The following is a 20299-nucleotide window of genomic DNA, read 5'->3' as shown; positions in this document are numbered from 1 at the left end:
TGCGGGGGCGAGTGGTAGTATTACTGAAAACTACCATGAAGCCCTTATCGAGCAATCTTGTCGATTCTCTGAAGACCCTCGGCCTCACAGAATACGAAGCCAAGGTCTACTCTGCCCTCGTACTCTTTGACAGGGCGGAAGTCAAGCAGATTTACGAGTACCTGGACGCGCCCAAGCCCAGCGTCTACCAGAGCTTAAAGACCTTGATGGACAAGGGTCTCGTCCAGGTAGTCAACGCCAAGCCCGCCATGTACCGGGCCACCCCGCCGAAGATAGCGATCAAGCACCTCACCGAGATCCACCGCAGCGCCGAAGAGATGGCTTTGCAGGAGCTGGAAGAGCTCGAGGAGAGCAGGGTCGAGCAGGCCCTGCCGGACATGATATGGACCGTGTACGGCGAGGGAAACATTGGCAACTCCATAGAGGAGATGCTGACCAACGCCAAAAAAACGGTCAAGCTGGTCCTGCCCGACGCTTACCTGCACTACCTGGCATTCCTCACGGGCAGGGAAATCGACGTCGAGCTCATCACTTTTGGAACCGACCTTTCGATCCCGGAAAAGTACGGGCTGAAATACCTGACCATGAAGGATGCCTTTGGCGTGGACCTCACCGACCTGGAGCCCATCCTGAAGAACATGAGGCTACCGATACCCCCGGTTAACATTACCCGGCTCCTCCTGGTGGTCGTAGACGACGACACGTTCATGTACGTGCCGCCGCTGCCCGTGCAGAACAGGTCCGGGATCACCACCGGCAGCCCCCTCGTCAACATGCTCGCGCAGACGGCTTTCCAGACGTTCTGGGAGCGTATGCCCCTCGTTTACCCGGAGCAGCACAAGCCAGGCCATCATGTCTGATTGGTAGTTTTTCATAAAACTACCAATACCAAACCTTTTTATAGCTTGCGGCTCAATTAGTAGTTGTTAAGATAAATACCGATATACGGGCGTCGATGATGCCCGATCGGAGGGACAACATGGAAAGCGATGCGGTCAGCAAGTTCAGGGATGGCAGGATTATTGCAGACGGCAGGTCAGCCACTGTCGAAAGCCTGCCCTGGAACGAGCACTCTACCTTCAAAGGCGTGTACCTCAAACACCTCGTAACCGGCAGCATGACCGGGGGAAGGCTGAGCTGCCACCTGATCAGAATCGAGGCGGGGCATGCGATCGGCGATCACGTACATGCTGACAAGCACGAGCTGCACGAGATTATCTCGGGCAGGGCGGAGGCCGACGTGAACGGCAAGCCCTTCGTCTACGAGCCCGGGGTGGTCTCGGTGATACCTGAGGGAGTCCGGCACCGGATAGTGGCAGACAGGGAAGACGTGTACCTGCTGGCCAAGTTCTTCCCCGCGCTGCTGTAAAAGGAGAGGCGGGGAAATGTCGCTCAGTTTCAGCCCGCTGGCCTCGCTGGCGAGGTACATCGCCTGCAGAATAACGGGGAAGGTCAGGTTTCCCGGGGACCGGGTGGGTAAGACGATCAGCTTCGAAGGCAGGGACTACGAGATCGTCAAGGAGATCGAAATCCTGCGGCCGGAAGCAGGGGAGCCGGAGGCGATCTTCACGGTCAGGTTCCACCTGGCGAACATGTCCCCGGCAGCCAACAAGATCTTCCTCAACCTGCCCGTGCCCTTCTTCGCAGGGTTGCCCGGCTTCAGGCACAAGCTCTGGCTGTACGATCCGGAGACGGGAGACTTCCGGGGCCTCTACCGGTGGCAGACGGCGGACGATGCCGAAAAGTACGCGAGCTCGTTCGCGGTCAGATTCATGAAGGGCCGCTCGGTCCAGGGATCCGTGAGCTACAAGATCATTGACAGGAGGAACATGGCAGATGCCATCTATCAGGACAATAACTAAAATACTAGCAGTGCTACTGCTGCTGACCTTCGCGCTGGTTACCCCGGCCTTGACGGCGGCGAGCGTAAAGCCGGTGCTGTCGGTGACCGACTACAAGGTGGTACCGTATGCGACGTACACGGCCCAGGCGGCCTCGAGCCCCCTGATGCCGGGCGACTCGGGAACAGTGGTCGTGACCGTTACAAACACGCTCAAAGCCTCCACGGCCGTCAATACGACGGTGCACTCTGACACAGTCACCTCGAACTACTTCGACAGCACCCACCAGACGCCGGGCACGGTGCAGACGATGACCGACCAGCAGACCACGTCCGAGGGGACCGCAGGATCGGCTACCGTCGAGTTCGTCAACCTGATTGCTGCAGGGCCCGTCCAGGTCACCACCGGCCAGTACATGGATACCTGTGTGCTGGGCGCCGGTGACTCCGCCCGCTTCGAGTTCGGCATCAAGGCCGATAGCGCCGCCCCAGACGGCACCTACGAGCTGACCCTGAAAGTCAAAACCTCGGACGACGACGTCTACCTTAACTACCCTGTCCGGGTACAGGTGGACCGGACCGAGCCCCGGCTCATCGTGAGCAAATACGCCGAGGCATATAACGGCACCGAGAACGAGATGAGCCTGGACATCGCCAACCCGCTGAAGACGCCCATCGAAGCTGTGAGCGTAAAAGCCGCCGGCGACCAGTTCGTGTTCGAGCCCCAGGAGTTCTACGTCGGCACCCTGAAGGCCGGCGACATGTACACCGCAGACTTCAAGGTCGACAGCAGGACGGACACATACGATACGCTACCCCAGTTCTACCTGGTATACAAGACCGGAGATAACTGGCACCAGACTACACCAATAGCCGCCCAGGCCCACGCCCCGCGCAAAGCTTACTGGGATGCATGGTGGGAGGCCTGGTGGCCCTACGTGGCAGTGCTCGCCGCCTGTGTCATCCTGGCCATTGCCCTGGCTGCCGCGGCGAAGAAGATCAGGCAGCGCAAGCCCTAAGACTGAGGACCCCATGCCGGCTGAAAACATCATCGAGTGCGAGGGACTGACCATGAGTTTCGGCAGCCTCAAGGTGCTGGATGGCATCGACATCACCGTAGGCGCCGGTGAGAACTATGGTATTCTCGGGCCCAACGGCTCGGGCAAGACCACGCTGATCAGGATACTCTGCGGCCTGGTAAAGCCCACTTCGGGCTCGGTAAAAGTCTTCGGCAGGGAAGTGCCCGACCGGCGGAACAACCGCCTGATCGGCTACATGACCCAGATGGACGCGCTGTACAACGATCTTACCGTCAGGGAGAACGTCCGGTTTTTCGCCTCCGTCTACGGCCTCAAAGGCCACGAGCGCGAAAAAAGGATCGACGAGGTGCTCGACGTGGTAAAGCTGAGCGAAAGGCAGGAAAGCATCGTGGGCACCCTCTCCGGCGGCATGAAGAAGCGGGTATCTATCGCCTGCGTGCTCGCCCACCGGCCCCGCCTGATGTTCCTCGACGAGCCCACCGTAGGAGTAGATCCGAAGCTCCGGAACCAGTTCTGGGACTACTTCCGGGACTTGAATAGCCAGGGCGTGACGCTCATCGTCACCACCCACATCATGGACGAAGCGGAACGCTGCCGCAGGCTATCCTTCCTCCGGGAAGGCAAGAAGCTCATCGAGGGCCACCCGCAGTACCTTAAAGAACAGGCAGGAGTCCCGACGCTGGAAGAAGCCTACATGTACTACTCGGAGGGAGGCAGCAATGGACGCTGATCGAATTCTATCGCTGGGTAAGCGGATCGTTATGCAGTGTTTGAGGGACAGGAGAACTTTCGCCCTGCTCATCATCGCGCCGGCCTTCGTCATGCTGCTGCTCACGTACTTCTTCACCGCGGCCTCGGGGAACGTCAACATAGGCGTAGTGTTAGAGGATCACCGCACCGGCACGGAGCACCTCTCAGAGCAGATCGCCACCGGCCTGGGTGAAATGGATAACGTTACCGTCCTGTACCTGAACGAGAAAGACGTCAACGCCTCGCTGAACAACAAGTCGGTCGACGGGATCATCCACTTCCCGGCCAACTTCACCCGAAATATACTGGCAGGTAAACAGGCACATGTTACGCTGATCACTCAAGGCGACAACCCCGCCGCAGGAGCGGCCATCGCCCAGAAGTACGCCAACGTCTCCGCGAGCGTGATCGCTCCGTACCTGCAGCCACCAGCGGGAACAGCGCCATCCGTAATCACGGCGCAGAAGCCAGCCTACCCGGCAGTGGAGACAGTAGTACTGTACGGTGAAGGCTACAAGGCCATCGACTTCTTCGCGCCCTACATCCTCGTGGTGATCGCCTTCGTCTTCATCTTCCTGTTCACCGGCGTCACCTTCCTGCGGGAACGGTCGTTCGGCACATTAGAGCGCCTGATCGTCTCCCCCCTGACCAGGTCGGAGATCATCATCGGCTACATCCTCGGGTTCAGCGTGTTCGCCACCATCCAGTCGCTGATCATCCTCGGCTTCGCCCTCTACGTGCTGAACGTGAAGATCGTCGGGGACATATGGGCGGTCATCATCGTGCAGCTGCTGCTTACGCTGGCCGCCGTCAATTTAGGCATCTTCTGCTCGTCGTTCGCGAAGAACGAGCTGCAGGCCATCCAGTTCATCCCCATCGTACTCCTCCCCCAGATCTTCCTCGACGGCATGTTCTGGCCCATCTCCACCCTGCCCAACTACCTCCAGGCACTATCGTATATCATGCCTTTGACATACGCCAACGACGCCATGGTGAGCATCGTGGTCAGAGGCGCAGGCCTCGGCGACGTGTGGTTCGACATACTCGTGCTGATCGCCTTCGCATTAGCCATGGTCGGGCTGTCGACCATTACGTTGAATAAGCAGCTATGAGAAAGACCAACGCTGTGCTGACGTCACAGTCTCAGATGCAATGGCTTCACGCCCGGAATTTATCTGGTTTCTCTCTACCCGGGCAAGCCTCTGGCCAGTAATCACCGTACGCGGGGATTGTTGACGGTTCGTTAGATAAACCCTTTAAATACCCTCGACATAGTATTACATAGCACACGTGAAACCTTTCGCGCAGGTTTCATCAAGTTTACCGTTACACTCCCATGGACGGCAAACAGGTATTAACCTCCCGGGCCGCCGGTCTCGAACGCCGGCGGCCCGATTTGCGTTTCAGGGGACGTCACAGGTGGCGACCCGCCTTTTTCCCGTTTATTGTTATCATTGTTGACGGTTGGTATGAGAAAGGCTATATTTGCCCCCGGCCTAGTGATTGATATGCAGCCTGAACGAGCCATATAAAAGCCGTTCGGGAGGCGATGAAAAAATGGACGACATCAAGAGGCAGAAGCTCGCGGCAGGCATCGTCATCGGTGTGGCCGCCATGGCATGCGTATGCATAACGGCGATTCTGGCCGGGTCCTACATTTACCTGGGCCTCGCGCCCGCGCAAAACCAGACGCCGGCGGTAGTATCTCAGGTTACCCCAACGCCCTGGGTAATGCCTACCTATATTGTTACTCCGTCGTCTGCCCCCATCCAGTCGTCTAACCCGTTCCACATCGAGAGCATGAAATGCGACGGGGCTAAAAGGACTTACACTTTCACGCTGTCCCTGGCGCCGGGCGCCCACCCGGCAGAGATCAGCAAGATCGTGGTGAACGCCACCCACGCTGGCAAGGACTACGGAACCGTCTGGACCCCGTTTACCGGCCAGATCGCCTGGGATAAGAAATCGTACGACAACGGCGCCCTCCACTACGGCGACCTCCTCGTCATCACCATCGACGTGGCCGCCAAAGGCATACCCATGGACGGCAAAAGCACCCAGATCACCTTCCTCTACGACGGCAGAGCTGCCTTCACCCAGAACATGGAACCTGTGTAAGACCAGTTGTAAAGGCTCTTATTTTTTACCACGGCGGCACAGCGGACCGACAGCCCGGAGACAAACGTGTTTCAGTACCCGGGTGCCTGAGGCCTGGCAGGATTCTACGATAGTGTTGAAGCTTCAGAAACACCTGGCCAGTAAACCGTTTTTGATTAATGGGCTGTCCCCGTGTCGCCGTGGACATAAAAAGGAGTACCCTGTTACGGCATCGCAGTTGTCGCCGTGTCACCGTGCCGCCGTGCTGCTGTGTTGCATAATTCATTTTCTCTTCTTTGGGCCGAGCTATTGCAGGTGGAGTGACTCAGCAAGACGATCGCTGCGCTGTGCCAGGATCACAGATTACGACAGATGCCACAGATTGCACAGATTCTAATCGATGAGAAATGGATTTGCCGTCTACCGATTTTATTCTAAGGTCATCTGTGAAATCAGTGCAATCCGTTTCAATCTGTGATCCTGGCACAGCGCAGCGATCGTCATCGCATCGCCTCGAGAACGCCTGCGACTGCAGGCGTTCAAAAGGCGAACATGAAGATAAGAATAATGCAACACAGCACCGCCGTGCCGCCGTGGTTTTTTCTTAGAAGTCGCAGTAGTTTTAGGGCATTATGCTTCTATGGTGAGGACTCACAAAAATCAGGGTTGAAAAAAGAAATGGCAGGGGCGTATAGCCCCCATACTCTGCTTACGCGTAGACGGTCGAGGTGGGTACTTCGACGGGCACTTCCTTGTGGAGGACCTTGTCGATGGCCTTCTCGAAGTCGTCCATGCTGACGGCCTTGCTGCGCCTGCGGATGGCGAACATGCCTGCCTCGGTCACGATGGCCTTGACATCTGCGCCGCTTGCGCCTTCCATCTCTTCGATGACCTTGTGCTCGTCCACGTCGGCCTCGACGGTCATCTTGCGGGTGTGGATCTTGAAGATCTGTTCCCTGCCCTTCTCGTCCGGCAGGGGCACCTCGATGATCCTGTCGAACCTGCCCGGCCTGAGGATGGCGGGGTCGAGCATGTCTATGCGGTTGGTCGCGGCCATGATCCTGACGTTGCCTCTCTCCGAGAAGCCGTCCAGCTCCGACAGCAGCTGCATCATGGTCCTGTTGACCTCTGCACTGCCGGTGGTGCCGTCGTGGGTCCTGCGGCTGCCGACTGCGTCCAGCTCATCGATGAAGATGATGCTGGGTGCTTTATCGCGGGCCATCTGGAACAGGTCTCTGACCAGCTGGGCGCCCTCGCCGATGAACTTGTGCACCAGTTCGGAGCCCGACATGCGGATGAAGGTCGCGTTGGCCTGGTGGGCGACTGCCTTGGCGAGCAGGGTCTTGCCGGTGCCCGGGGGACCGTACAGAAGCACGCCTCTGGGGGGCTCGATGCCCACGCTGGCGAACAGCTCGGGCTGGGTGAGCGGGAGTTCGACTGTCTCCACGACTTCCTGGATTTCCTTCTCCAGGCCGCCGATGTCCTGGTAGTCGACGCTCGGGGCCTCGATGACTTCCATAACTCTGGCGCGCACATCCGCGGGCTTCTCTAAGATCCTGACGATGGCGAGAGAGTTGTTGACCGCTACCCTGGTGCCTAACGTGAGCTTCTGGAGCAGCTCTTCGGACGGCTTGGTTAAGACTTCCTGGTTGTTGCCGTGCTGGCGCAGGATGACCATGCCTCCGTCACCGACTTCGATGACGCTGGCGATGAAGAGGGGAGTGCGGCGGAGGTGAGCGTTCTCCTGCTGGAGGCGCTGGATCTCCTTGAGGTTATTATTATTAATCATGGTGGACTCAAGCAGCCGGGATTTAAGCTCCTCGTACTGGAGCTTGAGCAGCTCGAGCTCCTCCTGGATGGTCTGTTTCTCCTTCTCGAGCATACCGACCTTTTCGATCATGGGCTCGGGGAAAGACTCAGGTGGAGTATCAGTCTTTGTCATACAAAACACAATTACTATAATTGCGCGTTTAAAATCTTTTTGATTACAATAGTGAAACGCCGCGTTTATAGCGGAAAATCCGTGTAACAGACGCTTTTTTTGATCTGGGCCTGGGCGATCCGGAGCGTATTATATACGTTGGCGAGGCCGAACTTCAAAATGGAGCGCTCGCCGTCCCTCCAGTAGGCTGCGAGGCTGGCCCTCGGGTCGTCGACGACCGCCTCCGGCCGGCGGAGAAGCCCGTAATACCCCTCCACGTAGTCGAGGTCGGCTGACGGGAGGTTCATATTATTCTTGACGTACGTACACGTGTCGTGCTTCCTGAACTTTTTCAGCGCGTGCTTCAGATTCGGATAGAGCTCCGGCTGGACGTCCCGGGCCCTCAGCAGCAGATACGGTAAATCGAAGCCCTCTTCCGCTGATTCCACCGCCCCGTAGTGAGCCGTCAGGGTGCCCCCGTCAAACATGTCCAAATAAGAGAGAAAGCTCTTCATGACCTGCCGCTCCTCCAGCTCCGAGGCGGTCGCGGCCACGAACAGCTTAGCGTACACCCGGCTGATGGAGCTGAGCCCGCTCGTGTGTGCCGCCGCGATCAGGCAGACCGGCTGGTCGGCCTCCCCCGGGCACTCGTCGTGGGAGAAGGGGATGATGTCGACAGCTAGCAGTACACCGTTCAGGTACTGGTCGCTGATCTTCAAAGGGTCGATCTCCACCTGCAGGCACTGGCTCATGTTAAAAGAGATAGGCGGATACTAGAATATATAGTTGATATTCCCGCCTCTGAGGTACTTTACTGAATAATTCCGGTTATATCAGGTTCGCCTTTTGAACGCCTGCGAATGCAGGCGTTCTATAAGGCGATTCGCAAACGAACGCTGCGCTGTGCCAGATCACAGATTACGCAGAATCTGATGATTCTGACAGATTGCACGGATTTCACAGATGAGAACCGGATAAAAAGGTTAAGGGACAATCATTTTCAGCCTTATCGGATAGTATCTGTGTAATCTGTGGCATCTGTATCAATCTGTGATCTGGCACAGCGCAGCGATCGTGTACGTTCACGGGCTCATAAGCAAGGCCCGGTTACACGTGCAGGACGAAGGACAGGTACTTCATTACCGTCTTCTTCTCCACGACGCCCAGCCGGACGAGCAGCCAGAGAATGACAGCTGCGAGGATAACGATGACTACGATGCCGACGACTGCGTAGCTGAGCAGGTGGGAGTACTCCATGATGGATTCCCAGTTCTCCCCGAGGGTGAAGCCCAGGTACGATAAAACCAGACACCAGGGGAACGCTCCTACCATGCTGTAGATCATGAACTTGTAGAAGTTCATGCCCAGCAGGCCCGCGGGCACGTTGACGATGGTGCGGACGACCGGGAGCAGCCTGGTGTAGAAGCAGGCGGACTCTCCGAACTTGCAGAACCACTTTTCGGCGAAGACCATCTTGTCCGGGGTGACACCCAGGTACTTGCCGTATTTGTCAACGAAAGGCTTGCCACCCCAAGCTCCTATGCCGTAGCCGATGGCAGAGCCGAGGCCTGTTCCCAGAGAGCCGACGACGGCCGCGAGGATCCAGTTGATCTTGCCCTGGGACGCCATGAACCCGCCATAGGTCATGATGAGCTCGCTCGGCACCGGAATGCCGGCGCTCTCGATGGTCATGAGAATGAAGATGCCTGCGTAGCCCATGTTACCGATAAGGTTGGTTACGAAGCTCGATAAGCTGCCCAGGAGCGAGTCCAGCCCGAACGTGAGAAACACCACTGTATCCACTTTACCCGAGAATATAAACTTTGTGCAGCCTGTTATGCTTCAGACCGGTTCTGCGAACGGAGATTAGGGAGCCAGCGCATGGCTTGATCTGCCGCCCCCGTCACAAAAACTTATTATAATATTCTTCTTGATATGCTTGTGATCGGTGATCGCATGACAGGACGCTGGATGGAAAGAACGCTCCCGGAGGGATGGAGCAGGCGGGACTTTCTGAAAGCAGCAGGTACCGCGGCGGTGCTGGCTGCTGTGGGTACCACGGGTTGCGCCGCTCGAAGTACCCCGGCGATCACCCCGACTCCCGATTCTGTCCCGGTTGCATCCGGCAGGCTGGTTGTCGGCTCTGCGGAGACTCCCCGGGAAGCAGTCGATAAAGCGCTTGATGCCTACGGCGGCCTGGCAGGAATCATCACCGAGGGCGATCGAGTCGTGATCAAGGCTAACTACTCGTTTGCCAGGCCCCGGGATTCGGGAGCGGCCAATCATCCTGACGTGCTGGTGCGGATCGCTGAAAGGTGCCGGGACGCAGGGGCCTCGGAGGTTACGGTGGTAGATCATACGATAGACAGCGGTGCTGTTTGCCTGGAGAAGAGCGGCATCAAGGCTGAGGCGATCGCCGCCGGATTCAGCGCTGTCTGCATCAACAGCCGGGGAGACTTCGAGGAGCGGACCGTCCCCGGCACCGCTCTGAAAACCGCCCGGACAGCCAGAAGGCTGGCCGACGCAGACGTGTTCATCAACGCCCCTGTGATCAAGAGCCATGGCAGCACCCGGGTGACCGCGGGCATGAAGAACCTCATGGGGCTGGTCTGGGACAGGCAGGTTTTCCACTCTCCCGGCCCGCTGGACACGTGTATCGTAGAGCTGGCGGGGCTGCTGAGGCCCGACCTCGTCATCGGTGACGCTTTCCGGGTCATGAAGACGAACTGGCCGGGAGGGCCTGGTGACCTGGTCCATCCCCGGGAGATCATCGTAGGGGATGACCAGGTAGCTGTCGACGCCTACGCGGCGGGGTTGATCGGCCTGAAGGCGGAGGAAGTCGAATACATCGGGCAGGCGGCAGAGGCAGGGCTGGGCAGCCTGGACATATCTGGCCTGATCAGGGTGTGAAATGAGAGTCCCCGCGAAGCACCTCCGGCCGGCAATTCAGGCTGCCTCATTCGCAGCCATCGCAGCCCTCTTTTACAGCCTACAGTATCCCGTGTCGATGCCTTGGTCTAACCCGCTGCTCGCCGCCGACCCGCTGGCAGGGCTGGCAGGCCTGATCTTCAGCCGGGGCGCCTGGATTCCTGCCCTGCTTCCGATAGCGGTTCTCGTTACTGGCACGATGCTGGCAGGCCGGGCCTTCTGCGGGTGGATATGCCCGGTGGGCTTCCTGTCTGATATCGCCGGCCGGGTCCGCAGGGGCAGCCTGAAAGTCCGCGCCAGGTTCGGCTACCTGCAGTTCGGTATACTGGCCGCCGTCCTGCTCCTGTCTGTTTTCACGCTGGACGTGCTGGCCATAGCGGACCCGCTGGTCATCTTCCAGCGGTCCATGTACATAGTGCTCACAGGCTCGGGAGTCCCCGTCGTGCTGCTGCTCATCGTGGCAGGATCGATGGCGATGTCGAGGCTCTGGTGCCGGGCGATCTGTCCGCTCGGAGGGCTGCTCGGCCTGGCCTCAGTTATCTCGCCCTTCGGCCGGAAGCTCGATGACAGCTGCATCAGCTGCATGAAGTGCCACCGCAGGTGCCCGATGGGCGCCATCTCTAAGGACAACAAGTGGGATGCCTCGGCCTGTACGAAGTGCCTGAGGTGCGAGGATATGTGCCCCAAAGGCTCCATTGGCTTCTCCCCGTCCGCGCCGCAGGCTCCGGCATTGCAGCCCTCCCGTCGGGCGCTCATTACCGGCGCGGTGGCCATCGGCGCTCTCGTCGTGTCTAAGGGCGCTGCATCGGCATTGACGCCGGAGCGAGCGCTGATCCGGCCGCCAGGGTCGCTGATCGAGGAAAAGTTCAACGCGGCCTGCGCGCGTTGCGAGAGCTGCGCGAAAGTCTGCGCCGGAGCTGTGATCGTCCCTGCAGGACTGGATGCCGGGCCTGAGCGGTGGTTTACCCCGGCGCTGGACTTCAGCCGGGGCTCGTGCCAGCGATGCGGCACCTGCGGGCAGGTCTGCCCCACAGGCGCGATTATAAGCCTCCCGGAGGACAAGATCAAGATAGGGACAGCCAGGATCGACGCGGCAAAGTGCGTCGCGTGGAAGGATAACACGAAATGCCTGATCTGCAACGAGGTATGCCCGGTGCGGGCCGTCAAGGGCGCCGGCCGCCTGCGCCCCTACGTGGTTGAGGAAACGTGCGTGGGCTGCGGCGCCTGCCATTTCAACTGTCCGGTGAAAGAGGGGGCCATCGTAATATCCCCTGAAGGAGAGTGGCGAAGAGAATGAAGAACGACGAAGTCGCGGCCGTCCTGTACGACATCTCGAGGCTGCTGGAGCTTGAAGGGGAGGAAGCGTACCGCATCAGGGCGTACCGGAAGGCGTCCCAGAGCGTGGAGTCGCTGGAAGGGGACATCGACGAGTACTACAAGGAGGGGAGGCTGCGGGACATCCCCGGCATCGGGACCAGCATCGGCGGGGTGATCGAGGAGCTGCTGCGGACGGGGAGAAGCAACTTGCTCGAAGCGCTAAAAAAAGAAACCCCCCTGGAGCTCTACGAGGTCATCGAGGTGCCGGGCATCGGCCGGAAGACGGCGCTCAAGGTGCACCGGGCTCTGGGGGTCACGACGATAGGGGAGTTCAGGGACGCGGCCCGCTCCCACCGCATCAGGCGAATCAAGGGCCTGGGCGACAAGGCCGAGAAGAAGATCCTCGACGCCATCGAGCGGCACCGGAAGAGCCTCGGTGAGACCCGGGTGCCCATCATCAGGGCGACGGCCGTCGCTTCCGAAATCCTCGGCTACTTTAAAGACTGCGAAGGCCTGCTGCGAGTCGACGTAGCCGGAAGCCTGCGGCGGCACGTACCCATGGTCGGTGACATCGACATCGTGGCCGCGACCGACGACCCGCAGGAAGTCGTCGACTGTTTCTGCAACATGCCGATCACCCGGATAGTCAAGGACAAAGGAGAGCACCACGCCGAGATCACGACCCGGTACCGCATGGACGCGAAGCTGAGGATCGTCAGCCGGGAAGATTTCGGGCTGCGCCTCGCCCTCGATACGGGCTCGAAGGCCCACCTGAGCGAGCTGGAGAAGAGAGCGGCGGCGAGAGGCGACCGGCTCAGCCGGGAAGGCTTCTACAACGCCGGCGGGGAAAAGGTCAAATTTCCGGAAGAGGACGGCTTTTACCGGGCGCTCGGCCTCGAGTACGTACCCCCGGACCTCCGGGAAAACCGGGGAGAAGTGGACGCCGCGGCGAAGGGCACGCTGCCCGACCTGATCACGGTGGAGGACATGCGGGGCGACCTGCACGTCCACACGGAGTGGAGCGACGGGGCCAACTCCATCCAGGACATGGCCATGGCTGCCCGGGCGAAAGGGTACGAGTACATAGCGATCTGCGACCACTCGAAATCTCTTCACGTAGCGAACGGACTGAGCATCGAGCGCCTGAGAGACCAGATGGTAGAGATCGACCGCCTCAACGACACGCTGGAGAACTTCACCATCTTCAAAGGCAGCGAAGTCGACATCATGCCCGACGGCAGTTTAGATTTACCGGACGACGTGCTGGAAGACCTGGACATCGTCGTAGGCTCCGTCCACACCCAGCTCCGGCAGGACCCCGACGTGGTGACCAGAAGAGTACTGAACGCCCTGGAAAACGAGCACCTCACCATCCTCGCCCATCCGACGTCCCGCATCCTCGGCAGGCGGGAGCCCACAGCCGTGGACATCGACCGGGTCATCGAGGCCGCGAAGGAAAACCGAAAAGTGCTCGAAGTCAACGCCTACCCCGACCGGCTGGACCTGAGCGACGAGCACGTTAAAAAAGCCATGGACGCCGGCGTCATGGTCTCCATAGACACGGACGCCCACGGCATCGCCGAGCTCGACTACATCTCCTTCGGCGTCCACAACGCCCGCCGCGGCTGGGCCACCAAATCCAGAGTACTGAATACACTATCGACCGGGGCGCTGCTCGAGTATATCGACCGGTACTGAAACCCTACCACGGCGGCACGGCTCTTTATCCCGGCAATTGGAAAACAGAGGTTCTAACCACGGCGGCACGGCGACACAGAGACAAATCGAGTAACAATAGCAGGATGGTTATTTGAACCACGGCGGCACGGCGACACAGCGACAACCCATACCCGGATAGCAAAACACCTTTTTTATGGTCCACGGCGGCACGGCGGGCTGACGGCACAGAGACAACTATGTTTTCCTTCCTTCAGGTTATCGATCTAAAGTCAGGCTGAAACGATTGGATAGTAAGCTTTTGGTTAATGCTCTGTCTCTGTGTCGCCGTGGACAATAAAAAGAGTTCACTTATAATAGTTCACCGTTGTCTCCGTGCCGCCGTGGTTCAAGTTACCATCTGGTTTGTCGTGGATCGCCTTGTCTCTGTGTCGCCGTGCCGCCGTGGTTCAAATATCTGATCTACAGTTGCCAGGATAAAGAGCCGTGCCGCCGTGGTGAAAATCTTTGTGTCCGTAGTTTCTTGTAGTTCAAAAGCAACCCCTTATGTCAATCGTGCCTTTGTGCTCTTCTCGCGCAACCTTTTTTCATTTAGAAAGCGAGTTACTCTCGATCATGATTCGCACGTTCATAGCGGTCAACCTGGATCCCGCTATCAAGGAGAGGATTGGCGAGGCCTGCCGGGACTTCGACGTGAAGGGCGTGAAGACGGTGGAGCCGGAGCTGGTCCACATCACGCTGAAGTTCCTGGGCAACGTGGAGGAGGGCAGGGTGGACGCCATAGCCGGTGCGCTGAAGGGAGGCGTGACTGTGAAGCCGTTTACCGCTACTTTCCGCTCCATAGGAGGCTTCCCGGGGCCGAGAAACCCGAGGGTGATCTGGATCGGCGCCGAGGGGCCGTTCGAGGAGCTGAACAGGCAGGTGGAGGATGCCCTGGCCGGGATCGGCTTCGAGAGGGAGGGCCGGTTTAACGCCCACGTCACCATCGGCCGGGTCAAGTTTTCGACGCCGGAGCAGAAGCAGCAGCTGCCGCAGCTGTTCGAGAAGTACAAGGACTTCTACGCCGGCGCCCAGCCGGTGGACAGGATCCACGTGATGAAGAGCACTTTAAGCCCTAAGGGACCGAAGTACGAGGCTATCCGGGAGATCCTGCTTTGATCACGGACGGCATCCTGAAGGAGACGCTGGCTAAGATCAAGCCCAGCGCTGCCGAGGCGGAGCACCTGAAAAGCACGGCCATGGAGATCATCGGCCGCATCGACAGCGAGGCCGCCCGCCTCGGGTTCAACGTTCACGCCATCCACGTGGGCTCCACCGCCCGGGACACGTGGCTGAGGGGCAAGCGGGACATCGACATCTTCCTCATGTTCCCGCCCAGTACGCCCCGGGAGAGGCTGGAGCTGGAAGGGCTGCAGCTGGCCAGGAGCATTTCGAACGATTACGAGGAAAAGTACGCAGAGCACCCGTACATCAGCGCGGTCTACAAGAGCTACGATATCGACCTCGTGCCCTGCTTCAACGTGCCCGACGCCTCGAAGATCCAGTCGGCCGTCGACAGGAGCCCGTTCCACAACCAGTACGTGCTGGCGCACATCAACGGCCTGAACGACGAAGCCCGGCTCCTGAAACAGTTCATGCACGGCGTCGGAGTGTACGGCTCGGAACTGCGGACGATGGGCTTCTCAGGCTACCTATCCGAGCTGCTGATCGTCAAATATGGCGCCTTCCTCGAGGTAGTGAAGGCCGGCGCGAACTTTTACCGGGGCCTGGTCATCGACATCGAGGGCCACATGGATAAGACTGTGGAACACCCTGAGCCCCTCATCGTCATCGACCCGGTGGACCCGAAGCGAAACGTGGCTGCCGCGCTGTCGGAGCAGAAGCTCTACGAGTTTATTGATGCCTGCAGGCGCTTCCAGAGGGCTCCAAATGTAGACATGTTCTTCCCGCCCACGGTAGAGCCGATGGACGAGCCTGAGCTGCTCGAAGTCATCAACGACAGGGGCACTTTGCTGCTGACCATCACCTTCAGGGCGCCGGACATCGTGGAAGACACCCTCTACCCGCAGCTCAGGAAGGCAGAGGAGTCCGTGGTGCGCATGCTGGAGCTGCACGAGTTCAAGGTGTACCGAAGCGGCGTCTGGTCGAACGGGACCCGGTGCGCCATCGTGCTGGAAATGCTCGTGTGGTCCCTCCCGAACATCGAGCGCCACCTCGGGCCGCCACTGGAGCAGCGGGAGCACGCGGAGCGCTTCGGGACGAAGTACCAGAACGCCTACGTCTTCGGCTACCGGTACGCGGTGGACATACCTAGAAAACACCCCCGGGCCGACGAGCTCATCCGGGCTAAGCTCACCTCGTGCGCGCTGGGCAAACAGGTCTCGGAGTCTATCCGCCAGGACTTCATCGTGCTCTCCGGCCCGGCCGTGCTGAGCGTCGGCGAAGGCATCGGGGTATTCCTGCGGGAGCTGCTGCACAGGAACTAGCTACTCTGCCTAAAACGGGATTCTCGGGCGATGCCCAGAAAACTCTCGGAGGTCGGGGAGTTCCCGGGAGGAAGGGGAGGATTTTCAAGCTGGGAGGTCGGAGAGGTACGGAGGTCGGAGAGGAGGATAGAGAGAATAGAAAGGTTAGAGAGGATAATTCTTAAAGATAATCCTTTCAGGACTCCACGTACCTCCCGGACCCCAGTGTTTTCTCACCACTACAGGCGCCAGTATTGTCGCTGGGCCCGGACGGCCTCGTCGACGTGAGAGCGGGCAGCAGCGGTAGTCGCCAGGCTGATCTCCGCGTCCTCGCCCAGAAACCCCCGTATGGAGGCGGCCACGCAATCTGGCAGCAGGGCCGAGTACCCTCCCTCCAGTAAGGCAATAACTCCGTTCGCCCGGGTAATGCTCCGCACCAAGTACGCCAGCTTCTGAAAACCCCGGGGCGTCATTCGCATGTCTCCGAGAGGGTCTCCTTCGGCAGGGTCGTAGCCTGCCGACACGATCACCAAGTCCGGCCGATAGTCGTCCGCTATGGGCGCGAGCACCCTGAGAAAAGCCTCGAGATAGTCGGCGTCAGTGGAACCCGGAGGCAGCGGGATGTTTACGTTATAGCCCTCGCCCTCACCCTCGCCGGCATCGCCGACCGCTCCGGTATACGGGAAATGGGGGGACTGATGGACGGAGAAGTAGAGCACGTCGGGCGTGCCGTAGAAGATCTGCTCAGTGCCGTTGCCGTGGTGCACGTCCCAGTCCACGATGAGAACTTTACTATAATGAGCCAGGGCCTGGGCAGCGCCAACCGCCGCGTTGTTGAAGAGGCAGAACCCCATCGCCCGATCTGGCAGTGCGTGGTGTCCCGGCGGGCGGATTAAGCCGAAGGCCAGCTCCCTGCCATTGCGGACCTCCTCCACGGCATCCACCGCAGCCCCGGCAGCCAGCCGGGCAGCATCGAGGGACCCGTCCGTCATCTCGGTGTCGGGATCCAGCATGCCGGTGCCGAACGTCTCGACATGAAGGACATAGTTCGGGTGGTGCACTTTGATCAGTTGCCCTTGGCTGGCTCTGCCCGGGGTTACGATGTCGGCGAGGCCAGACAGCTCCGGTGCCTTCAGTCCGGCCATGACAGAGGTGAGTCTGCGGAAATTCTCCACGTGGCCCTCGGTCCCGTGGCGAAGGCACTGATCGGAGTAAATGATGCAGGCGCGCTTCATAGTGAAAAGTATGAAACGTGGCTATTTGATGGTTTCGTCCGCCTGCAACAGCCTGTAAATAAGCATATAATTGCGGTCCAGTAACCGGTAAAATTATCGGCGTTAATTTAAAAATCCGGGAACATCAGCCTTGAATTACTTTTTTGCCCATATATAAAAGGTTAAATGCACTTTTTTGAGTGAAAGTTTCGATCATATAATATTTAGTGTATAGCCCGTTTAAAGCCTTAGCACATAAACAGATATAGCAATTTTCAGGATCATACAAATGACTTAGCTATACCGCTTTTCCTTCCGCTTCATTATTATCGTTCCGAAATATTTAAATATAAACGCTTGGTTATGCTCTCCCGGCGCTGCAAAATATTCAACATATATTTTATTATCGCGTCTATAAGGATAAAGTATATATAATAACGGTTGCTATACTACCATTGTCAGAATCCATATAATAAATATTTAATTCTGATAAGCAAATATTTTTCGACAGAGGTGGACATAAATGAAAAAACTTACAGTACCAGTCCTGGATGAAAAGGACAAGGAATTCGTGGAAACCCTGGTGAACGTGGGCCTGAAGAGGAACGTCGCCAAGACGTTAGTCTATCTTGCCAACGTCGACGAGACCATCAGCAGGGACATCGAGCTGGGAGCAGACCTCCGGCAGCCCGAAGTCAGCATCGTCATGAGGGAACTGCGCGATCAGAACTGGATCGAAGAGAGGGAAATCAAGAAGGAAGGCAAGGGCAGGCCGCTGAAGTGCTACAGGCTCGCCACGAGCATTACCGACATCATCTCCACTCTCGAGGAGCGCAAGCGCGTCGAGGCTCAGCTGCACCTGGACAACATTCAGAAGCTCAGGTCGCTGACTGACAAGCTGAAGTAATTCAAATAATAGTCGCAATTACAGAATATTCACTTCCCGCAGTCCTCTGCGGGAAAAAAATTCTACTTTTTTAACTATCGTCGCCTGAGCGCATTCCAGATGATTTAAGAATAAAATATATAATGGATTCGATCAAAATTCGTCTGCTATGAGCGATGGGATTGACGAGGGGCTGAAAGTCGTACAGATCGACGACGCAGGCATCGGGTCTCCTGTGGGAGGCGCGGTCATAGGGATGCTCGACGTCGAAACCAGCGCTTTCTCGTACGGCATGATCGATGTCGAATACTTCCAGGACGGCAAGTACGCGTCGAAAGAATACCAGAACCGCACCGTCGAGATTATTGACAGCCTCTTCAGGGCAGCCGGCATCACCAGGGAAACCCACAGAGTCGAGATCTGCTCTGGGCACATCTTCGACAGGGTCCGCATCTGGCTCGACGACGAAGGCTACTCCTGGAAATCCGTCAAAATCGAAGACCCCTTACAGTTTTTAATAGAGGACTCTTTCAGCGACTACCTGGTCAGCATCGGGGTCCCCGAGAAGATCAGGAAGATCGAAGTGGGCAGAGACCAGTTCATGTACCTCTTCAACTGGGTGAAAGAAGACCCGGATGCGAGGGTCAGGTACTGCAAGACCAACGGCAGCAAATGGAAGACCAAGTGGTCGCAGCGCCTGTACGAAAAGCCCCGGATCCGGACTTAGACTCTTTTCTCGCTCAGAGGTACGTAAAGCCGCCGAAAGGCCCGTATCCGCACGGAGTCATGCCGACACCATAGTCATAGGCATAGCCCCCGCCCGGGTAAGCTCCGAACGCGCTGATCCCCGGATACTGGTAGAACGTCTCTGAGACTTCAGCCTGCGGTGGCACGAAGGTACCTCCTGCCACACTTTTCTGATAGGTCCTGGTAAACCCGCCTGTCTGCACGCACTGCGCCGCCGCAGGCCCGATCGCCAGCAGGGCCAGCACCAGTACAATACAGGCAAGCATAAGGCACTTACTGCACTCCATGATTCATCCCCGGAACGATATCAAACGCCGGATTATAAAAGGGTTTGGTAAAAAGATAGCGGCGCCCGCTACCGATCTGCCGGCTCTGCCGGAGGAAGGGCAGACCCGAAGGGATTTAAAAAACGGGGTCGTGTCAGCCTTCAAAATGGGCGTGCATACACTGATGCTGAAGAACCTGCGATCAATTTCTAATACCGGCGCTGCTATCATGATCGGCTTAGTTCTCATCAACGTGTTCTGGGGCGCCTCTTCCATCGCCGCCAAAGAGGCTCTCATCCAGCTCACCCCGGTGGAGATCGTCACCGTCCGGTTCACCATCGCCTTCCTCGCGGTGTTTGCCCTCACGCTCGCGTTCAACCGGGACGCGCTGAAAGTCAGCCTGGCCGACCTGCCGGTGCTGATCTTCATGTCCGTCGCCGGCGTCTCCCTCCAGTTCGTGCTCCAGGTAATGGCCCTGGTGTACACGACGGTGACCAACTTCTCCCTCCTCTTCAACCTCTCCGCGATCTTCATCATGATCTTCGGAGTGCTGCTCCTGAAGGAACGGCTCTCCGGCAAGCAGACGCTGGGCGCTCTCATCGGCTTCGGAGGCGTCTTCCTCATCGTCACAGGCGGTTCGGGAGGCCTGTCCATCGCGCACCTGTCCGGCGACCTGCTGGGGCTGGCCAGCTCCGCCCTCTTCGGCCTGTACGCCATCGCCTCCAAGAAGATCGCCGACCGGTACGGCCCGCTGACCATCCTCGTATACACCTTCCTCTTCGGCGTCATCGGGCTGCTGCCAGTATACTACTTCGCCACGCCCATGACGCCGCTGGCCGCGCTCACCCCGGTCTCCTGGGTATCCATAGGCTTTCTGGCAATTTGCTGCTCCGTGGTCGCCTTCCTGATCTTCAACCACGGCCTGAGCAGGCTTCCGGCCTCGGACGTGGGCATGACCATCTACGTGACCCCGCTGGCAGGAGTGGCGCTGGCGGTGCTCCTGCTCGGAGAGACGCTGACGACCTTCACGGTGGCCGGCGCTGCGCTCGTCATGGCCGGGCTGTACGTCACCCAGACCCGGGGCCGGGAAGACGACCCCGAAAATGCAGGCCACCCGAGTACGGCTGACGGATAATTTTAACTGCCTGCAG

20 protein-coding genes are annotated in these 20299 nt (G+C 58.5%); 15 read left to right on the top strand and 5 right to left on the bottom strand.

Annotated features, from left to right (window positions below):
* The first annotated feature begins 11 nt into the window (after positions 1–11).
* The 7 genes from ACPLPM_RS01915 (at position 12) to ACPLPM_RS01885 (ending at position 5748) form a co-directional block, all read left to right on the top strand.
* Positions 12–860, top strand: coding sequence for a TrmB family transcriptional regulator (locus ACPLPM_RS01915; protein ID WP_424358547.1), 849 nt, complete (start codon positions 12–14; stop codon positions 858–860).
* Positions 861–979: 119 nt separating this feature from the next.
* Positions 980–1369, top strand: a complete 390-nt coding sequence (locus ACPLPM_RS01910) for a cupin domain-containing protein (protein ID WP_424358546.1) — start codon at positions 980–982, stop codon at positions 1367–1369.
* A gap of 16 nt (positions 1370–1385) precedes the next feature.
* Complete coding sequence (locus ACPLPM_RS01905; protein WP_424358545.1) at positions 1386–1862, top strand: hypothetical protein; 477 nt, start codon at positions 1386–1388, stop codon at positions 1860–1862.
* Positions 1837–2859 (top strand): hypothetical protein, encoded by a 1023-nt coding sequence (locus ACPLPM_RS01900; protein WP_424358544.1) that lies wholly within the window; start codon positions 1837–1839, stop codon positions 2857–2859. The genes ACPLPM_RS01905 and ACPLPM_RS01900 overlap by 26 nt, the downstream gene beginning before the upstream one ends.
* Positions 2860–2872: 13 nt before the next feature.
* On the top strand, positions 2873–3610 hold the full coding sequence (ccmA, locus tag ACPLPM_RS01895) for a heme ABC exporter ATP-binding protein CcmA (protein WP_424358543.1): 738 nt from the start codon (positions 2873–2875) through the stop codon (positions 3608–3610).
* Entirely contained in the window at positions 3600–4742 is a 1143-nt protein-coding gene (locus ACPLPM_RS01890) for an ABC transporter permease (protein WP_424358542.1), read from the top strand. Before ccmA ends, ACPLPM_RS01890 begins: the two co-directional genes overlap by 11 nt.
* Positions 4743–5187: 445 nt before the next feature.
* Positions 5188–5748, top strand: coding sequence for a hypothetical protein (locus ACPLPM_RS01885; protein WP_424358541.1), 561 nt, complete (start codon positions 5188–5190; stop codon positions 5746–5748).
* A gap of 688 nt (positions 5749–6436) precedes the next feature.
* Here the strand turns inward: ACPLPM_RS01885 and ACPLPM_RS01880 are convergent.
* The 3 genes from ACPLPM_RS01880 to ACPLPM_RS01870 form a co-directional block, all read right to left on the bottom strand.
* A complete protein-coding gene (locus ACPLPM_RS01880) occupies positions 6437–7669 on the bottom strand; it encodes a proteasome-activating nucleotidase (RefSeq protein WP_424358540.1) in 1233 nt (410 codons plus the stop codon).
* A gap of 65 nt (positions 7670–7734) precedes the next feature.
* A complete protein-coding gene (locus tag ACPLPM_RS01875) occupies positions 7735–8400 on the bottom strand; it encodes a hypothetical protein (protein WP_424358539.1) in 666 nt (221 codons plus the stop codon).
* Between the two features lie 355 nt (positions 8401–8755).
* Positions 8756–9439: a DedA family protein gene (locus ACPLPM_RS01870; RefSeq protein WP_424358538.1), complete on the bottom strand. Its 684-nt coding sequence runs from the start codon at positions 9437–9439 to the stop codon at positions 8756–8758.
* Positions 9440–9604: 165 nt separating this feature from the next.
* Here ACPLPM_RS01870 and ACPLPM_RS01865 point away from each other — a divergent pair, with 165 nt between their 5' ends.
* From ACPLPM_RS01865 to cca, 5 genes are all read left to right on the top strand, one after another.
* Positions 9605–10558 carry a DUF362 domain-containing protein gene (locus ACPLPM_RS01865; RefSeq protein ID WP_424358537.1) on the top strand — a complete coding sequence of 318 codons (954 nt, stop codon included), beginning with the start codon at positions 9605–9607 and terminating at the stop codon, positions 10556–10558.
* Between the two features lies 1 nt (position 10559).
* On the top strand, positions 10560–11873 hold the full coding sequence (locus tag ACPLPM_RS01860; protein WP_424358536.1) for a 4Fe-4S binding protein: 1314 nt from the start codon (positions 10560–10562) through the stop codon (positions 11871–11873).
* The gene (polX, locus tag ACPLPM_RS01855; RefSeq protein WP_424358535.1) at positions 11870–13591 is read left to right on the top strand and encodes a DNA polymerase/3'-5' exonuclease PolX; all 1722 of its coding nucleotides are present in this window, start codon (positions 11870–11872) and stop codon (positions 13589–13591) included. The genes ACPLPM_RS01860 and polX overlap by 4 nt, the downstream gene beginning before the upstream one ends.
* 594 nt (positions 13592–14185) lie before the next feature.
* Entirely contained in the window at positions 14186–14728 is a 543-nt protein-coding gene (gene thpR / locus ACPLPM_RS01850) for an RNA 2',3'-cyclic phosphodiesterase (RefSeq protein WP_424358534.1), read from the top strand.
* On the top strand, positions 14725–16056 hold the full coding sequence (gene cca, locus ACPLPM_RS01845; RefSeq protein WP_424358533.1) for a CCA tRNA nucleotidyltransferase: 1332 nt from the start codon (positions 14725–14727) through the stop codon (positions 16054–16056). The genes thpR and cca overlap by 4 nt, the downstream gene beginning before the upstream one ends.
* A 218-nt stretch (positions 16057–16274) precedes the next feature.
* Here the strand turns inward: cca and ACPLPM_RS01840 are convergent, their stop codons facing one another.
* Entirely contained in the window at positions 16275–17270 is a 996-nt protein-coding gene (locus ACPLPM_RS01840; RefSeq protein ID WP_424358532.1) for a histone deacetylase family protein, read from the bottom strand.
* Positions 17271–17772: 502 nt separating this feature from the next.
* Here ACPLPM_RS01840 and ACPLPM_RS01835 point away from each other — a divergent pair.
* Together ACPLPM_RS01835 and ACPLPM_RS01830 are read left to right on the top strand one after the other, a co-directional pair.
* Entirely contained in the window at positions 17773–18156 is a 384-nt protein-coding gene (locus ACPLPM_RS01835) for an ArsR family transcriptional regulator (RefSeq protein ID WP_424358531.1), read from the top strand.
* Between the two features lie 148 nt (positions 18157–18304).
* A complete protein-coding gene (locus ACPLPM_RS01830) occupies positions 18305–18862 on the top strand; it encodes a hypothetical protein (protein WP_424358530.1) in 558 nt (185 codons plus the stop codon).
* Positions 18863–18875: 13 nt separating this feature from the next.
* Here the strand turns inward: ACPLPM_RS01830 and ACPLPM_RS01825 are convergent, their stop codons facing one another.
* Entirely contained in the window at positions 18876–19169 is a 294-nt protein-coding gene (locus ACPLPM_RS01825) for a hypothetical protein (protein WP_424358529.1), read from the bottom strand.
* Between the two features lie 145 nt (positions 19170–19314).
* Here ACPLPM_RS01825 and ACPLPM_RS01820 point away from each other — a divergent pair, with 145 nt between their 5' ends.
* Positions 19315–20283, top strand: coding sequence for a DMT family transporter (locus tag ACPLPM_RS01820; protein WP_424358528.1), 969 nt, complete (start codon positions 19315–19317; stop codon positions 20281–20283).
* Positions 20284–20299 lie beyond the last annotated feature (16 nt).

The organism is Methanocella sp. MCL-LM (genome assembly GCF_049676595.1).
In the GTDB taxonomy this organism is placed as follows: Archaea; Halobacteriota; Methanocellia; order Methanocellales; family Methanocellaceae; genus Methanocella_A.
This window is presented reverse-complemented; position numbering and strand designations above follow the sequence as displayed.